This is a genomic window from Candidatus Syntrophosphaera thermopropionivorans (genome assembly GCF_004353895.1).
Classification (GTDB): domain Bacteria; phylum Cloacimonadota; class Cloacimonadia; order Cloacimonadales; family Cloacimonadaceae; genus Syntrophosphaera; species Syntrophosphaera thermopropionivorans.
Genome location: NZ_SMOG01000027.1, coordinates 1 through 16601, shown reverse-complemented (window position 1 = coordinate 16601; position 16601 = coordinate 1). Strand labels below are relative to the sequence as shown.

At 37.0% G+C, this 16601-nt stretch carries 15 protein-coding genes and 1 pseudogene; 1 reads left to right on the top strand and 15 read right to left on the bottom strand.

Going from position 1 to position 16601, the window contains the following annotated elements; genetic code table 11:
• From E0946_RS06550 to trxA, 3 genes and pseudogenes are all read right to left on the bottom strand, one after another.
• Positions 1 to 303: pseudogene (locus E0946_RS06550) on the bottom strand (hypothetical protein); the annotation flags it as partial.
• Between the two features lie 111 nt (positions 304 to 414).
• Complete coding sequence (locus E0946_RS06545; protein WP_133201672.1) at positions 415 to 1329, bottom strand: lysophospholipid acyltransferase family protein; 915 nt, start codon at positions 1327 to 1329, stop codon at positions 415 to 417.
• A 17-nt stretch (positions 1330 to 1346) separates the two neighbouring features.
• Complete coding sequence (gene trxA, locus E0946_RS06540; protein WP_133201671.1) at positions 1347 to 1658, bottom strand: thioredoxin; 312 nt, start codon at positions 1656 to 1658, stop codon at positions 1347 to 1349.
• Positions 1659 to 1856: 198 nt separating this feature from the next.
• Here trxA and htpG point away from each other — a divergent pair, with 198 nt between their 5' ends.
• Positions 1857 to 3860 (top strand): molecular chaperone HtpG, encoded by a 2004-nt coding sequence (gene htpG / locus E0946_RS06535; protein WP_133201670.1) that lies wholly within the window; start codon positions 1857 to 1859, stop codon positions 3858 to 3860.
• A 409-nt stretch (positions 3861 to 4269) separates the two neighbouring features.
• Here the strand turns inward: htpG and E0946_RS06530 are convergent, their stop codons facing one another.
• From E0946_RS06530 to E0946_RS06475, 12 genes are all read right to left on the bottom strand, one after another.
• Positions 4270 to 5022 (bottom strand): lysophospholipid acyltransferase family protein, encoded by a 753-nt coding sequence (locus E0946_RS06530; protein WP_133201669.1) that lies wholly within the window; start codon positions 5020 to 5022, stop codon positions 4270 to 4272.
• Between the two features lie 16 nt (positions 5023 to 5038).
• Entirely contained in the window at positions 5039 to 6481 is a 1443-nt protein-coding gene (locus E0946_RS06525) for a polysaccharide deacetylase family protein (protein WP_133201668.1), read from the bottom strand.
• On the bottom strand, positions 6481 to 8886 hold the full coding sequence (gene lon, locus E0946_RS06520) for an endopeptidase La (protein ID WP_133201667.1): 2406 nt from the start codon (positions 8884 to 8886) through the stop codon (positions 6481 to 6483). The genes E0946_RS06525 and lon overlap by 1 nt, the downstream gene beginning before the upstream one ends.
• A gap of 102 nt (positions 8887 to 8988) precedes the next feature.
• A complete protein-coding gene (locus tag E0946_RS06515; protein WP_133201666.1) occupies positions 8989 to 9567 on the bottom strand; it encodes a DUF445 domain-containing protein in 579 nt (192 codons plus the stop codon).
• A gap of 21 nt (positions 9568 to 9588) precedes the next feature.
• Positions 9589 to 10827 carry a bifunctional 3,4-dihydroxy-2-butanone-4-phosphate synthase/GTP cyclohydrolase II gene (locus E0946_RS06510; protein WP_243713772.1) on the bottom strand — a complete coding sequence of 413 codons (1239 nt, stop codon included), beginning with the start codon at positions 10825 to 10827 and terminating at the stop codon, positions 9589 to 9591.
• Positions 10814 to 11845, bottom strand: a complete 1032-nt coding sequence (locus E0946_RS06505; RefSeq protein ID WP_133201665.1) for an RluA family pseudouridine synthase — start codon at positions 11843 to 11845, stop codon at positions 10814 to 10816. Before E0946_RS06505 ends, E0946_RS06510 begins: the two co-directional genes overlap by 14 nt.
• Complete coding sequence (locus tag E0946_RS06500) at positions 11838 to 12578, bottom strand: hypothetical protein (protein ID WP_133201664.1); 741 nt, start codon at positions 12576 to 12578, stop codon at positions 11838 to 11840. The genes E0946_RS06505 and E0946_RS06500 overlap by 8 nt, the downstream gene beginning before the upstream one ends.
• Positions 12575 to 13285 (bottom strand): potassium channel family protein, encoded by a 711-nt coding sequence (locus E0946_RS06495; protein WP_133201663.1) that lies wholly within the window; start codon positions 13283 to 13285, stop codon positions 12575 to 12577. Before E0946_RS06495 ends, E0946_RS06500 begins: the two co-directional genes overlap by 4 nt.
• A 9-nt stretch (positions 13286 to 13294) precedes the next feature.
• Entirely contained in the window at positions 13295 to 14983 is a 1689-nt protein-coding gene (locus E0946_RS06490; protein WP_133201662.1) for a TrkH family potassium uptake protein, read from the bottom strand.
• On the bottom strand, positions 14984 to 15622 hold the full coding sequence (locus E0946_RS06485; RefSeq protein WP_133201661.1) for an adenylate kinase family protein: 639 nt from the start codon (positions 15620 to 15622) through the stop codon (positions 14984 to 14986). It lies immediately after the preceding gene.
• Positions 15623 to 15646: 24 nt separating this feature from the next.
• On the bottom strand, positions 15647 to 16087 hold the full coding sequence (locus tag E0946_RS06480) for a holo-ACP synthase (RefSeq protein WP_243713771.1): 441 nt from the start codon (positions 16085 to 16087) through the stop codon (positions 15647 to 15649).
• Positions 16048 to 16536 carry a methylated-DNA--[protein]-cysteine S-methyltransferase gene (locus tag E0946_RS06475; protein ID WP_133201660.1) on the bottom strand — a complete coding sequence of 163 codons (489 nt, stop codon included), beginning with the start codon at positions 16534 to 16536 and terminating at the stop codon, positions 16048 to 16050. Before E0946_RS06475 ends, E0946_RS06480 begins: the two co-directional genes overlap by 40 nt.
• Positions 16537 to 16601 lie beyond the last annotated feature (65 nt).

The window sequence follows — 16601 nt, the reverse complement described above, 5'->3', positions numbered from 1 at the left end:
GACCTTACTCTTGTTAAAGTGGAAACTATTCAAGGTGATGCCATCAAAGAAGACAGAAACTGAATAGATATGGTCTCCCACATTGCCAAAATCTACCATTTTACTAAGATTAGGATGCTCTATTTTGGTTATATGGTGCATATCTTTAGGCTTAAAATAGCGGTAAAATTCCTCGGAAGAAAGGTATTGGAATAGCTTCAAAGTATACATATTATCGTTACGTATGTCTCGCACTTTATATACATTAGCCCATCTTCCTCTACCTAAGCTTTCCAGAACTTCATACCGGTGATCAATAAACATATATATAGTAAACCTCTTAGTATTCTTTATTTTCAGAATGGCAGGGCTTGTCAACTTAAAACTTTGTGAAAAAATAAAAGAATCCCTAAAACCAGAAGATGCTTTTATAGTTTAGTCTTTTTTCCTATTCTTAATTGAGTTGTCTTTCATTGCATCAGTAGCTTTCCATCTATTATGAACCCAGAACCATTGTTCTGGATAACGATGAATATAACTCTCTATCACCTGATTTAATTGTTTCCATAAATAAATATAACCTTCTTCATTATTTTGCAATTCCGGGTAATAAATCATCGGTTCAAAACAAATCTGGATTTTAGCATCGGGCTTCCGAAGCGCAAATGCAGGTACGATAGGGATATGGTATCTAAGAGAGATTTTTACAGGTCCTTTCCAATGTGAAGCAGGATAGCCTAAAAAATCCAGGATAATGCCAGATTTACCTGCATTCTGGTCACAGATTAAAGCTACTAATTCATTATTTTTTAAGCGAGAAATAATCTCTTTAACTCCATGTTTTAAATCTATCACTTTCATACCATAACGGGTGCGAAGGGCATTGCTATACCGGTCAAAATATGGATTGTGTTGTCTTTTGACTACAGCTGAAAGTGGGTATCCAAAAACAGGTAAGGTTGTTGCAGCTTCCCAATTTCCAAAATGAGCAGTGGCAATAATAACTCCTCGTCCGAGAGAAAGTGCTTTATCCAGATTTTCTGTATCCTTCAACTCTATAGATGAGATAAGGTCTTCTTTCTTTTGCAAATATAATTCAGCGGAAGTTAACCCCATATTCCTGTATATATCTCGTAAAAGAGACTTTCTTTGTTCTTCTGTCATTGAAGGATAAACCTTCTGAAGTTGCTTTGCTGCTAACTTTCTTCTTATTCCAAATCCGTATCCTATCCAGATGAATAATCTAACGGTAAGCCATTTTCCCCATTTATAAGGTAAAATCCGGAGAAAAAATAACCCAGAGCGAAAAAGTACATATTCAATACGGTTTACAAAATCGTTTCTTTTCAAATACCATTCTCACTATCTTATGCTCTAATTAATTCCAGCTTCTTTTCTATTACCCCTTTTGGAACCACACCAATTGAAGTATCTTTTAATGCCCCATCCTTAAAGAACATCAGAGTAGGTATACTCATTACACCGTGACGGGATGCTATTTCTGGATATTCATCAACATTTAATTTAGCAAAAGTTATATCAGGATAAGCTTCAGCTAATTCTTCTATGGTAGGAGCTAGCATTCGGCAAGGTCCACACCATTCTGCCCAGAAATCTACTACTACTGGTCCTCTGGACACTATTTCTTCAAAGTTGTCTTTAGTTAAAGTCATTATCATTTTTTCTGCTCCTCAAATTTACTCTTATAGCAATAAAATAAACTATCCTGAGTGGAAAGCAACCAAAGCGTAAGCGTAAAGAGAAGAGAGTAATAATTAGCAGTCATAATGCCTAAGTGCTAATTTTACCTTGACACCTGCATTATTACATTTATTTTATCATCAGTAAATAAGTAATTTGAAAAAGGAGTTTTTATTATGGCTGAGAAAAAAACAGAGAAAGGCAGTCTTAGTATACATACTGAGAATATCTTTCCTATTATCAAGCAGTGGTTGTATTCAGAACATGATATCTTCCTGCGAGAGTTGATTTCTAATGCGGTTGATGCGATTAATAAAAGAAAGTATGCGGACCCTGAATTCAAAGAAGAAGATATGAAAATTGAAGTGAAGTTAGACACCAAAAAGAATGCCATTGAAGTATCGGATACGGGAATAGGAATGACTGCTGAAGAGATAAAGAAATACATTAATCAAATAGCTTTTTCTGGAGCAGAAGAGTTTGTATCCAAATTCAAAGATGTGCAAAACAGCATCATTGGACATTTTGGTCTGGGTTTTTATTCCACCTTTATGGTAGCCAAAAAGGTTACCATAGATTCACTTTCCTATTTGCCGGATAGTGTGCCTGCCTACTGGGAGTGTGATGGTAGCACCAATTATATAATGAAAGAAGGTAAGCGTAAAACTGTAGGTACAACGGTCACGGTATATTTGAATGAAGATTCCCTCAATTATGCCGACGAAGCCAAAATTCAAGCAATTCTGGAAAAATATTGTAATTTCACTCCCTGGCCTATTATGTTTAAAGGGAAACAGGTCAATATGAAGGAAGCTCTCTGGAATCGCAGGCCTCAGGAGATTTCAGAAGAAGAATACAAGGAATTTTACAAGAAGTTATTTCACGATTGGGAAGACCCGGTTTTCTGGATTCATCTCAATGTAGATTTTCCCTTCAATTTAAAAGGTATACTATATTTTCCCAAGTTAAGAAATGAACCAGATTTCTTTAAAGGAGAAGTAAAACTCTACTGTAACAATGTGTTCGTTGCGGATAATCTGGAAGAGCTTATTCCTGAATTTTTGCTCTTATTAAAAGGGGGTATTGATATTCCTGATATCCCTCTCAATGTTTCCCGTAGTTTCCTGCAGAACGATGCACAAGTGCAAAAGATTAGTAGATACATTGTTAAAAAAGTAGCTGACCGTTTTAATGAAATTTTCAAGGAAGACCGCAAGAAGTATGAAGAACTCTGGAAGGATATTAATGCTTTCATCAAGTTCGGTTTGATTAAAGATGACGATTTCTTTGAAGCAATGAAAGATATTATACTATTTAAATCCGCTTCAGGAGATTATATAACGCTGGAAGAGTATAAGACGAGAAATAAGAGTGAAGGTGATAAAACCAGAATCTGGTATGCTTCAAGTGAAGATACTCAGGTTACTTATCTGAAATTGATGAAGGAACAGGGTTTTGAAGTTATCTTCCAGGATTCTCCTTTAGATAATCATCTCTATCAGCATCTGGAATATAAATTTGATAATATTGAGTTTGTGAGAGTGGATAGTGAGCTAAATGATTTACTGATTAATAAAGATAAAAAAGAACTGGTAGACCTGGAAAATCGGACTGATTCAGAAAAACTGACGGAGATATTCTATCGTGCTCTCGGACAAAATGTGGAAGCTTCTTTCAGTAAAGAAAGTTATGGCGATTTCTTGAAGAAACATCCTCAAGCAGCTAATATTCTTGCTCCATATATAAAAAATGAGGGAGACCGTATCATTATTAATCTTTATGATATGCCACCTGCTGTCCGTGAACAATTAGGGAAATCTACTCTGGATGACCTTTTTGACCATGTTTACACCGAACTGAAAGTGGAAGTGAAAAGCCTGAAAACTCCAGAAATTCCCTCTATGATTGTGTTCAATGAGTTTATGCGTCGCTGGCATGATATGGAATCCTTCGTTCATAATGCCAATCCAGGTATGCTGAAACCGCACACCTTAGTGGTAAATCAGGAAAATCCTATTATAAAGAAAATTCTTGAACTGGATGCTGCTGGAAAGAAAGAAGAAGTGAAAACTTTATGCAATTATGTGCATCAACTTTCTTTGCTTGAGCAAGGAGCTTTTAGTGGTGATGAATTGAAAGAATTTATCTCCAACGCTAATAAGATTCTAACCTATATCTAATTAACTAAAGATAACCTTACCCGGGGAGCAAGAACAAAATCTGCTCCCTTTTTATTTTAGTTTTTATTTATCTGTCAAGGAATAGTCTATTAACAGTTTCTTTTATATACCATTATTCATTATTATATTTAATCTACGGTCTATTATTAACTATTTATTATATCTATAATAATTATTTAATCCCTTGTTCATGGTAAAAAAATTACCTCTTTCTTAGCTCTCCCTTAGCTCTTTCTTAGCTCTTTTGCTAAGATGGTGCTAAGAGGGAGGAAAGAGACAATAAATTAATCTAACTTCCTGGTCTTAAAATAGATTATATTCAATTATAGTCATAATATAAGGTAACTATAATAATTTATTGAGAAGATATTTCTAAATTGAATGAGTGGGGAAATATTATATTTAATACTTACTCAAAATGAGTATTTTGCGATTTATAAGCAGAGAGATTTTCAGAGATTATTGATTCTAAGTAATTGGCTAATAGTTTGTTATCTTGATAAATGGGATCTTGAGGTGAGATTGGGGGTAGGATAGTGATTTTAATTTCAGCTGGATGGATAAAAGTTTTTTCATCCATAATTTTCCAGGAGCCATCAATAGCGAAGGGAACAATAGTCGCATTAGCCATTTGAGGGAGCTTCAAACTTCCTCTATGGAACTTTCTCATCAAAGGAGTTCCACTTCTTCCACCTTCAGGGAAGATGACTAAAGGCTGTCCTTGTTTGATGATTTCTGCAGCTTGTTTAAAAACTTCTAAAGCTTGGCGAGGATTTTCACGGTCAATAAAAAGACTGGGCATTTGCCGCATCCATTGACCTAAGATAGGGATACGAGAGAGCTCTTTTTTTGCGATGAAGCCTATAGGTCTTCCTATATAACCAAGTAGAGCGGGAATATCAAAAAGATTCTGATGATTTCCAATAAAGCAAATTGGTATACCATTAGGTATAAATTCTTTGCCCGTGATTTTCACTTTAGAACCTGTAGTTATAATAGTGATTCTTCCCCAGATTTTTCCTACATAATGGGCTAATTGATAGTATTTTAAAGGTGGTAAGAAAGGTTTACAAAGAACCAATAATAATAAAAAGAGAAAAATTATCAGCATAAAGATTACATAGAAGATTTTCCAGAGTGCAGTAAAGATAAAAGTTCGCATAATCAATAGATAAGAATCAGCTTAGGGTAACCCATTCGTTATATATGTCATTGAGAGTGGTAATCCATCCATTCTTTTTAATGGCATAACGCAGGATAGACCAATAAACGCTTCCCCAGAAAGGGAAATCTATGGGGTCAAAATTGACATTGTGCCAGAGCAATGAAAGATGAGATTGATACCGCTCAGCGAGGTTAACCATTCTTTTAAGTTTTCTTACCGCTGAATTAGGGGTTAAATTCATTGCTTTTTTGGAATAGAGAGTTGTATCCATAACAATTAAGGGAATTTCCAGGACACGGAAGGGTCTATTTTCTTCAATATTAAAAGGATAGAAAGGAAAGGAGATTCCTGCTCTAAATCCAATGCTTTCCCAGTAGCCAAGAGTGGAATCATACTGGATTCCTGCTTGTTCCAGGATTTTGAAGCTCTTTTGATAATCAAAACAAAGATAATGTGAGCGATAGCCTTTCACCTCAAATCCTGCATTTTGTAAGCGATGTAATTCTGAAAGAAGAACATTTACATCAAAAGCTGCTTCTGGACTGCCATGCAGACCAACTTCTTGATCCTTTAATAAATCCAGCAAGATTTCCCGGATTTCAGGATTGCCTATATAATTTCTTCGTTCATCGTCAAAATCATCTTTTCCGAAGAGAAACCAGGTGGATTTGACACCAAGTTTTTCTTCTTTAGATTTAATCCAGTGTAATTGTCTGCGAGGATTATGAATTAAGTTTTTATGGAAGGTATGTCCTATAATCTTATAAGTTGCAGCGAAAGGTCTTTTATACCAGGTTCGTAAATTATAAAGCAGGCTATCAATCTTCTGTTTTCCAATCCAGTAGTTCCAGTAATCAATATCGTGAGAAATGGATATAGAAAATCGTTTGTCTCCATCCCAGTCAATTTCTCTGATAAATTGAGGTAGTGAAATACCCATAGCATACCATAGCATCTGACAATATACATCAATGACGGGAATATCTATAAAATCCCATCGGTATTGTAATGATTGACGAAAATCAACCCGGTGATTGCTTTCCCCCCTCAAACTTAGAATATATTCATGCCAGCAAGAGAGGAAATAGAAACCACTGGCAATGATATCTTTTCTAAAAATTACATTTTGAGGTCCAAAAGAAAAGATAGGTCCCGATTGTGAGAAAAGAAAGGGGATATATTCATTACGGTAGGAATAGAAATTAACTTTATTGAGAGGATATAATTCCAGACGGTCAAAAAAATCGGCAGTTTCCTCATTGAAATAAATCTTGATGGGATATTCCTGCGCTGTTTGTGAACCGTAATATAGATGCACACCCTCTCTGCGCCTGCCATAATCAAATTGAGGATGCAGGCGCAGAATGCTACAATAGGTGCGCAAAACAAACTCTGCCTTGGGAATATATTTTTGCGGCAGATTTAATAATATCTGTATAGTAGGATATTTTTCCATCAGGCTATAGCGACCTGTGGTTTAACCTGATCTTTTTCTTTAATTCTTACTCTTCCCTTTTGCTGGGCCTCTGTTTTCATAGTTTCAGAAGGCAGAAGCACTTTATCCAGAACTTCTTTGATATCGGATACCCAGGTTATTTCCATACCTTCCAGAATATCTTTGGGAAAATCACTTATAGTAGGTTCATTTTCTCTGGGTAGAATGAGCTTATTAATGCCTGCTCTTTTTGCAGCAAGCATTTTCTCATTAAGACCACCAATTCCCAGAATTTTACCAGTTAAAGTGATTTCTCCAGTCATCGCAATATCATGTTTCACTTTTCTACCTGTAAATAGAGAGGCAAGAGCAGTAGTTAAGGTTATACCTGCCGAGGGACCATCCTTAGGTACAGCTCCTGAAGGGAAGTGAATATGAATATCATACTTATCAAACTCTGAAGGGTCTAAACCATATCTTTGATAGTTGGCTTTCAGATAACTTAGAGCTATGCGGGCAGATTCTTTCATAACTTCACCTAACAAGCCAGTTAGGATTATATTTCCTTTTCCGGGCATCTTGATAGTTTCACAGAAAAGAATCTCTCCTCCGAATCCAGTCCAGGCAAGTCCTGTGGCTATACCCACTTCTGGTTTGCGATTAGCCATCTCCAGAGTGAATACTCGTGGTCCTAAATAGGAATTTATACTTTTAGCATCAATTACTCGGGGATGTGTGTCACCTTTAGCTACTTCACGAGCTATCTTACGGAAAATGGAGCCAATACGTCTTTGTAGATTTCGCACACCGGCTTCTCGCACATAATAACGAATGATTTCTTGTAAGGCAGATTTGCGGAAGATGATTTTCTGGTTTTTCAATCCATTGGCATCCTTTTCCTTGGGAATCAAGTAATGACGGGCGATCTCCACTTTCTCATTTTCCAGATAGCTATTGAATTCTATTATTTCCATCCTATCTCTAAGAGCAGGTGGAATTGTATCCAGAGAATTAGCGGTGGTAATAAACATCACTTCTGAAAGGTCAAAAGGAAGATTGATGTAATTATCTACAAAGCTATGATTCTGTTCCGGGTCCAGAACTTCTAATAAAGCGGAAGCTGGATCACCTCTAAAATCACGTCCCAGTTTATCTATTTCATCCAGCATAAACACTGGATTAGCTGTTCCACAGCGTTTTATTTCCATAATAATCTTACCTGGCATTGCGCCGATATAGGTTCTGCGATGACCTCTGATTTCTGCTTCATCGTGAATACCACCCAGAGACATACGGATGAATTTCCGATTCAATGCTCGTGCTACTGATTGTCCAATAGAAGTTTTACCGGTTCCTGGAGGTCCAACAAAGCATAGGATAGGTCCTTTCAAATGTCCTTTTAATTTTTTGACGGCAATGTATTCCAGAATCCTTTCTTTTGGCTTTAGCAATCCATAGTGGTCTTTTTGCAGGATTTGCTCAATCTTATTGAGATCCAGTCGGTCTTTACTGTAAGTGCGCCAGGGAAGATTAACTATCCATTCCAGATAATTACGAACGACTGCATATTCACTTGCAGCAGGTTGCATCGTGGCAAGATGTTCCAATTCCTCATAAGCCACATCCTTTACATAGTCAGGAAGATTGTTCTTTTCAATCAATTCCTTCCATTTCAGGACTTCTTTGCTAACCTCATCGCTTTCGCCTAATTCTTTTCTGATAGCGTCCAGTTGTTCTCTCAAATAATAACGACGCTGGTCTTGACTCATTTCCAGTTGAATGTTACTACGGATAGTATTTTCCAGACGCATCTTACGAATCATTTCAGCCATACAATTATTCAGGTATTTGAATCTTTGTTTCAAGTCTATAGCTTCCAGGATAGCTTGACGGTCTTCCACTGGTAAATCCAGATTACCAGCAATGATATCCGCTACCCTTCCAGCTTGCTTAATATTATTAAGTCCTGGGATTATTTCTGGACTGATAAGGTTATTTTCCGTAGCTATTTTTTCCAGAAGCTCAATAGCAATACTCTTATAAGCACGCACTTCAGTATCATCATCAGCAGGTTCGGGAATGCTTTCTACATCAACAATGATAAAAGGTTCTCTTTGTACCGCCCGCTGCAAACGGATACGTGAAGTTCCTTGCAGTAATAGGCTAATAGACCCATCATGATTTCGCAGCATTCTTAAAATAGTTACAGCACAACCAATTTCATTAAGTCCCAGGTCATTAGGACTGGATTTATCTTTATCCAGGAAAAACGCCATAGTTTTATCCTGAGAGAGAGCATAGTCAATTACTTGCCGGGACTCTTCATCAGAAACCACAAGAGGCATAAGCAGATACGGAAACATCACCACATTGCTCATATGCAATACGGGAAGAGTTCTCGGTACTCTATTATATTGTTCTTCCATACAATTATCTCCTATTATTAGAATCCTTAATTTAAGATTAATAAATGTTTTTTAAGTATTATACTCAAAAAAAAGTAGAATCCTTTTACCTAATTTAATACCTCAAACTAAGATTAGGTAAAGCACCATATTTATAATTCCTATCAACAAACCTGCTACTGCAGCAGCAATAAGTAAGGGTTTATAGATATACTGCTGGAAATATCCATAGATAACATCATTACTAATTTTTGCATCCAGTTGCTCCAGCTTATGTTCTACCTGGAATTTTTCCAGCAACTGGGGTACAGTTCTCCGAAAGATGAATGAGACCGTATTCCTTGCAGAATTAGCAACAGCATTTTTTATTTTACGCTTAAAACTGGCAGGTAAAAGAGGCACTTTATCAATGAAAGAAACCTGTTCCAGAGCTCTTAATCTTACCTGTTCTTCCCATTCATAAAGATAGCCTCTGCGTAAACCAGGATTCTCCGCTTGATACAAGTAATCCTGTAAAGCATCGTATATCTTGGCAAATATCTGGTCTCTTTTTTTAACTATAAATCCTGGAGTTAAGGGAATATGCCAGCCTAAAAACTTTTTAGGCTTAGGATTAAACAGGACCCATTTAAAAAGATAAGCCAGAAACATTGCCAGGGCAATGTTTACCACCACAAAGAGGAGCGATAGAAGAAAATGCATAAAAACTCCTTTAACTATAATTTAAACCTGATTGAGAATATGTCCAAGTTTATTTTTCTTAGTTTGCAGATATTCCAGATTAGTATCTCTTGCCGGTATTTCCAGGGGGACCCTTTCAACAATTTCTAAGCCATAACCCTGTAGACCCACAATCTTTTTTGGATTATTGGTCATTAACCTTATTTTTTTCAGTCCGAGATCTTTAAGGATTTGAGCGCCTATACCATAATCTCGTAAGTCTGCTGGAAAGCCAAGATTGAGGTTCGCTTCCACCGTGTCCATCCCATTATCCTGTAAATGATAAGCACGGAGTTTATTTAATAAACCTATTCCTCTTCCTTCCTGACGCATATATAGTATCACTCCTTTTCCTTCTTCAGAAATAAGCTCAAATGCTTTCTTCAGTTGTTCTCCACAATCACAACGAAGGGAAAAAAGAGCATCACCAGTGAGACATTCAGAATGCACGCGCACCAAAGTGGGTTCATCTTTCTTAATTTCACCCATAACCAGGGCAATATGATATTCATCAGAAACGGTGCTAACATAAGTAAGGATATCAAAATCTCCATAAAAAGTTGGAAGTTTAGCACGTGATTCACATCTGACGAGTTTTTCTTTATGCCTGCGGTAATTAATCAGGTCTGCTATAGTTACTATTCTAAGTCCGAATTTTTTAGCAAAGGGAATTAAATCATCCAGCCTTGCCATTTCTCCATCTTCACGGATAATTTCACAAATAGCACCCACAGGTGCAAGTCCAGCCATTTTTGCCAAATCTACGGCAGCTTCCGTATGCCCAGCTCTTTTTAAGACTCCACCCTTTTCTGCAAGTAAGGGGAAAATATGACCTGGACGGAGAAAATCTTCTGGTTTACTTTCAGGATTTGCCAGAGTACGGATGGTTCTTGCTCTTTCCGTAGCAGAAATCCCTGTAGTTGTCCCTTCTACTGCATCTACTGAAATAGTGAACTTCGTACCCTGACGGTCGGTGCTATATTTCGTCATTAAAGGGATATGTAATCTTTGGAGGTCTTCTGCTTCCATAGGCACACAAAGTAAACCTTTTCCGTGAGTAATCATAAAGTTTACTTGAGCTGGTGTGACTGCTTCAGCAGCCATTAAGAGGTCTCCTTCATTTTCACGGTTCTCATCATCCACCACTATTAGCATTCCGCCACCAGCAATGATATTAATTGCCTCTTCTATGGGGCAAAATTCTATTTTATCTTTAGGGTCTTGCATATTACCACTCTTCATTTTCTTCTAATATTGTTCTTAAATCTTTTACTTTGGCATCTAAGCTGAAATATTGTTCCAGCCAGTTAAAAGTGTATTGAAAATCTTCTGGTGGCTCAGCTTTAATGTCCAGATGTTTTCCTGAAATCGGATGAGTAAATTCTAATCTCCAGGAATGCAATGCCTGTCTCAATAGATGTTCGGTTAATAATTCGGAAACTTTATGTTTCATATTTTCTGGAACTAAAGTTTTAACCTGTTTATGACTATTATACAATAAATCACCGAGGATAGGATTTTTGAGATGAGCAAAATGCACTCTTATTTGATGCATTCTTCCCGTTTCAAGTCCTATCTTTACCAGAGAAAAAAAGTTATAATATTGGATAACTTTGTATCTGGTAATAGCTCTACGACCTTGCTGACTAACACACATCTTTCTTGGATTGCTGATACTCCTGCTGATATTAGTATCTATTATTCCTTCAGAAGGATGAGGAATACCACAGGTGATAGCAATATAGGTCTTTTTTATTTCTCTGCGGGAAAGCATCTCGCAAAGAGCACTCTGAGTGGGGTCATTTTTAGCTATTATCATTAGACCAGAAGTTCCCCTATCCAATCTATGAACGATTCCTGGACGATTAATGTCTCTTCCACTGGATAGCTGATTGCCCCAGCGATAGACCATAGCATTTACCAGCGTGTGATCAGCAATACCATAGCCAGGATGCACAATCATTCCTGCTACTTTATTAATTATTGCCAAGTCTTCATCTTCATAGACTACTTCCAGAGGAATGTTTTGAGGTACTATTTCCGTGGGTGGAAGTTCTGGGATAGATATTTCTATCTCATCACCTTTCTTCAATAGATAGCTCTTTTTGACGGGAATTTTATTTACAACTATCCGGTCTTCTTCAATTAAATGTTCTATAAAGGTGCGGCTATAAAGTTCCTGTATATTTAGTCCTGCCAGGAACTTATCCAGTCGCATAGAATCTTCACATTCGTAAATAACTTGAACTTTATCAGACATGTTCCTCAAAAGATAGGAGGAAGACTCCTCCAGTTGGTTCACCTTTCAAATTGCGAACCATAGAACCTTTTATTATTGCTAATCTTTTATAGTCTTGGTCTGGAATCTTACAGTCATAGAGATTATCTCCATAACGCAAGGCATCAGCTATTTTTTGAAATATCCTACGATCAAAATCATTTTTAAAGTTCATATCATTAATATTCCGAATATCACTCAGTAATGGATATCTCTGCCTTAAGAAATTGTTATAATAGCTAATCTCCCCATTAGAAAGAGCAATAAGCACTCCCTGGGGTATAAGATTTATCAGTTGCTTGATTCTCTGGTCCTGTTCATAAATCTTCCATTCTTTTGCCTGGTCAAAACCATTAATGCTGCGCAACATATTCTTTAGACTGCTTAAAAGTGATAGTTTTTCCGGGTCAAAGGAATAGTCTTCAATTGCCTTATCTATATTGGCATTGTAGTTTCCATGTGCAATTTCATTGATTAGCTTAACCATATGTTGATTAAATTTCTTGATATTGGCAGGAATGAGATTGTAGACCACAATACAATAGATAAACAGGATTAAAGCAAATACAATTACTGCAGTTTGAATATCGTTTATGAGGTTAGTTAAATCTTTTGCGTTGGTAGAAATAACTATCAAGATAGCTGTTTCCAGAAGAATCAGGACTAAAATGGCTACTATAATCAGGTGATATAATGAAGAAAGAGACCGTTTCATAACAACTCCTTCCTTTGGGCTAAATCATCCACAAGGTTATCCAGGTCCTTAATTTTACCCATCAATACCAGGATATCTCCTTCATTTACGACATCATTAGCACCAGGCATTTCATTCATTCTTTGTTCTATCAAGTTTTTTCCTTCATCTGTTACGGTTAGATAATTATATTTTATAGCGATTACATTAATCTTACGGGTGGTGGGAAGAGCAAGTTCTTGCAAGGTTTTTCCTACAAATTCTGGAGGAGCTAAAAGTTCCATAACTCCCAGTCCAGTAGTAAGAGTTAGGTATTCCAGTATATTTCTGGAGCTTAGAGTCTTAGCCAGTTGAGTTCCCACAATTTTTTCTGGAAGCAGCACTCTCTGCACCCCAATTAATTCCAGGATTCTTCCGTGTAATTCGTTTTCCACCTTAGCATGTATCATACCCACTCCAATCTTTTTCAGGATAGCAGCAGTTAGGACAGATTCTTCTATATTACTGCCAATTCCCAGAATTACTGCATCCATTTCATCCAGATTAAGATTGCGTAAGGCATCTTCATCGGTAGAATTCATACATATAGCTTGGGTGACTTTACCACTAATAGCATCAACCAGCGACTGGTCTTTATCAATAGCTAAAACTTCCATTCCAGTTTCTGCCAGAATTGTGGCTACAGTCATCCCAAATCTTCCAAGTCCAATAACGGCATAGCTTGCCATATTTCCTCCTCAGCCTATGGCTATGGATTCCTCAGCATAATTTATATTGCTATGATTTCTTCTTTTTGCAAAGGCATAAATCAGAGTAAGAGGACCTACTCTGCCTATGTACATTAATAAAGTAATTAAAATCTTACCCAGTGATGATAAAGAGGGAGTTATTCCACGAGACAGACCAACAGTTCCGAATGCTGATATTGATTCAAAAATAATATCTTCAAAGCTGAAAGGCTCTACCATCATTAGAATCATCACAATTACAAAGATAACAGTGGCAGCTAAAAATACCAGACCACTTGCTTCCCTGAAATTGTCTTTGGGTATACGGCGTTTAAATACACTGATATCTTTTCTTCCTTTAAGCATAGAAATAATGGTTAATGCCAGTACAGCCAAAGTGGTGGTCTTAATTCCACCTCCAGTAGAACCGGGAGATGCACCTATAAACATCAGTAGCAGAGTCATCAAAACCGAACCTTTATTTAAAAGTCCATTATCAATGGTATTGAATCCTGCGGTGCGTGGAGTTACAGATTGAAATAAAGAAGCAAGAAAGCGATGCTTAAAGGAAAAACCCTTCATGGTATTATTATATTCCAGAATAAAGAAAGCTATCAATCCGATAATTATTAAAATAGCGGTGGTAGTCAACACAATTTTTGAATGTAGACTTAATTTTCGCACTTTCTGTGGTTTAAAGAAATACCGATACAGGTCCAGGATCACAGTAAATCCCAAGCCCCCCAAAAATATCAATAATGGCATTCCCAGGCTAATTATTATGCTATCAGAATACCTCATCATACTATTCTCAAAGGGTGAAAAACCAGCATTACAGAAAGCTGATATGGAATGGAATATGGAATAATAAATAGCCTCACGGATGGGAAAGTCCTGAGCAAATTTGGTAAATAAAACTATCGCACCACAGGCTTCTATGATAGCAGTAGCAATAATGATATTCTTTAAAAGCTGAAAGATATTTATTCTGGTAGTTCCACCCATAACCTGAGTCATCACATTTTTCAGTTTCAGGTTGATGCTTCTTCCCAGTAAAAGAGCAAAAGCTGTGGACAGAGTCATTATTCCCAGACCTCCCGTCTGGATAAGTAAAAGAATAATTATCTGACCAAAAAGACTGAAATGTGAACCGGTAGGAACAACGGTTAAACCTGTAACGCAGGTGGCAGAAGTGGCAGTAAAGAGTGCGTCCACAAAAGGTGTGACTCTATTATAAGTAGAAGAAACAGGCAACATCAAAAGAATAGTTCCCAGAAATATCACTAATAAAAAACTCAATAGTAAGGTAATAGGAGGATTAGAAGATAGCCAGAGATATATCTTTCCCTCGGAAAAACGGAAAAGTATAAACTGGAGAAAGTAATAGGTCTGACGAATGAGTAATAAGAAAATCACAAACTTTGCATTATAGACCAGTATTACTAACCCTACTACTAACATAATTATATCAAAGATAATAGCTCCGCTAATACCTTTGCCTTCCCTGAGAAGTAAACGATTAATGATTGCCAGAGCAAGTAGCAACAGGTTTGCCCAGGCTGTGTAGTTCTCCACCTTAGCAAAATCTGCATAATAACTGATAACTGGTTCTAAAAATAGGACCAGCAAGCTCCAGAGAGCCACTAGATACGCTAAAATTTCTATGGCTTTTAGAACCTGTTGCGATATCTTATTCATTTATTTTTTCAGCAATCTCTCAGCAATATCAGCAATTTTAGCTGCTATTTCTTCTATATGTTCACTGGCGTCTATAACCGAAAGTATTCCTCGTTTAGCGAAGAATTCTTTCAGAGCCAGAGTCTGTTCATAAAATTCTTTTACCCTTCGGGAGATAACCTCTGGTTGGTCATCCTGACGGATAATTAATTCTGTTCCGCAAACATCGCAGAAGTTATCTTTATTAGGTTTATTAGTCAATATATTGTAATTTGCACCACAAGCAGGACAAACTCTTCGCGAAGATAAACGTGCGATAGCTTCATCTTCTCCCAGTTCTAAAAAGAAGACCTGAAGCACTTCAAAATGTTCAACCAGATACTTAGCTTGCACCAAAGTGCGAGGAAATCCATCAAATACTATCCCTTTTCGGTCTGGATTTAAAGAGCTTTCTACTATCTCAAAAACCAGCGCATCAGGGACTAAATCTCCTCGTCCAATTATATCCTGTACTTTTAAGCCAAGCTCTGTCCTTTTCATCACCTGTTCTCTTAATAAATCTCCGATATTTATATGCTGAAAATTTATTCTTTCACTCAATAGTTCTGCCTGAGTGCCTTTACCACTGCCTTGAATTCCTAAGAATACGAAACATTGCATTTTTACCACCTTATTTTTGAGCCATTATACATCATTATCTGTATTGTCAAGTTTCTCACCTTCCAGAACAACAAAGGCAAGGGCATAATCTCGCTCATGAGAAAGGGACAGATGAGTTTGACGCACTCCCATCTGTTGCATCAATTGTAGGGTCTTTCCTCCTATCTTCAATATCGGTTTGCCTTGCCTTTCATTTATAACTTCAATATCCAACCAGTTAACTTTTTCATTCCAGCCAGTACCCAGAGCCTTCATCATAGCCTCTTTAGCAGCAAATCGTGCAGCAAAAGACGAAGCTGAATCTGCTTTAGCCCGACAGAATTCTATTTCTCCAGCTGTGAAAACTTGAGTAATAAATTCTGTATAGTTATCCAAAAGCTTGCGTACACGTTCAATTTTAACGAGGTCAACGCCAATTCCTAATATCATTTGTCCTTGTTCCCCTTTTCCAGGTTTAGCAGCCATTCTTTTATCTCTATTCTACCTGCATATCCTTTTAAATCACCATTAACACCTATAACACGATGACAGGGGATAATAATGGCAACAGGATTTTTACGTGCTGCCTGACCTATTGCTAAGGCAGCTTTAGGATTACCAATAGCAATAGCGATATCTTTATAGCTACAGATTTCTCCATAAGGAATATGTTGCATTGCTTCCCAGACTTTTTTTTGAAAAGCAGTGCCTTCTAAAGCAATCTTGACGGTAAATTCCTTTCGCTTTCCTTGAAGATACTCTAATAGCTGCTGGCATACCTTTTTTAGAGTGGGGGAAGGATTGATGGTAGGATAAACTTCAGAGGTAAAATGCACTTTTTGAACATAATTCCCAGAAGTTTCCACCTCCAGTTTTATGTTCTGATACTGAACCCATCCTCTTTGCTGGTATTTAACCTGATTATTTATGTTCATATCTTATTTGCTTTATAAAACGAGAGCCCCGTACTCAAATTTGGGAGTGTGGGGCTCTGATTTTA

What these genes read in the sequence shown, in the direction of transcription:
- trxA (WP_133201671.1), bottom strand. Translation starts at nt 1,658, where the DNA reads ATGATAATGACTTTAACTAAAGACAACTTTGAAGAAATAGTGTCCAGA.
- htpG (WP_133201670.1), top strand. Translation starts at nt 1,857, where the DNA reads ATGGCTGAGAAAAAAACAGAGAAAGGCAGTCTTAGTATACATACTGAG.
- E0946_RS06530 (WP_133201669.1), bottom strand. Translation starts at nt 5,022, where the DNA reads ATGCGAACTTTTATCTTTACTGCACTCTGGAAAATCTTCTATGTAATC.
- E0946_RS06525 (WP_133201668.1), bottom strand. Translation starts at nt 6,481, where the DNA reads ATGGAAAAATATCCTACTATACAGATATTATTAAATCTGCCGCAAAAA.
- lon (WP_133201667.1), bottom strand. Translation starts at nt 8,886, where the DNA reads ATGGAAGAACAATATAATAGAGTACCGAGAACTCTTCCCGTATTGCAT.
- E0946_RS06515 (WP_133201666.1), bottom strand. Translation starts at nt 9,567, where the DNA reads ATGCATTTTCTTCTATCGCTCCTCTTTGTGGTGGTAAACATTGCCCTG.
- E0946_RS06510 (WP_243713772.1), bottom strand. Translation starts at nt 10,827, where the DNA reads ATGAAGAGTGGTAATATGCAAGACCCTAAAGATAAAATAGAATTTTGC.
- E0946_RS06505 (WP_133201665.1), bottom strand. Translation starts at nt 11,845, where the DNA reads ATGTCTGATAAAGTTCAAGTTATTTACGAATGTGAAGATTCTATGCGA.
- E0946_RS06500 (WP_133201664.1), bottom strand. Translation starts at nt 12,578, where the DNA reads ATGAAACGGTCTCTTTCTTCATTATATCACCTGATTATAGTAGCCATT.
- E0946_RS06495 (WP_133201663.1), bottom strand. Translation starts at nt 13,285, where the DNA reads ATGGCAAGCTATGCCGTTATTGGACTTGGAAGATTTGGGATGACTGTA.
- E0946_RS06490 (WP_133201662.1), bottom strand. Translation starts at nt 14,983, where the DNA reads ATGAATAAGATATCGCAACAGGTTCTAAAAGCCATAGAAATTTTAGCG.
- E0946_RS06485 (WP_133201661.1), bottom strand. Translation starts at nt 15,622, where the DNA reads ATGCAATGTTTCGTATTCTTAGGAATTCAAGGCAGTGGTAAAGGCACT.
- E0946_RS06480 (WP_243713771.1), bottom strand. Translation starts at nt 16,087, where the DNA reads ATGGCTGCTAAACCTGGAAAAGGGGAACAAGGACAAATGATATTAGGA.
- E0946_RS06475 (WP_133201660.1), bottom strand. Translation starts at nt 16,536, where the DNA reads ATGAACATAAATAATCAGGTTAAATACCAGCAAAGAGGATGGGTTCAG.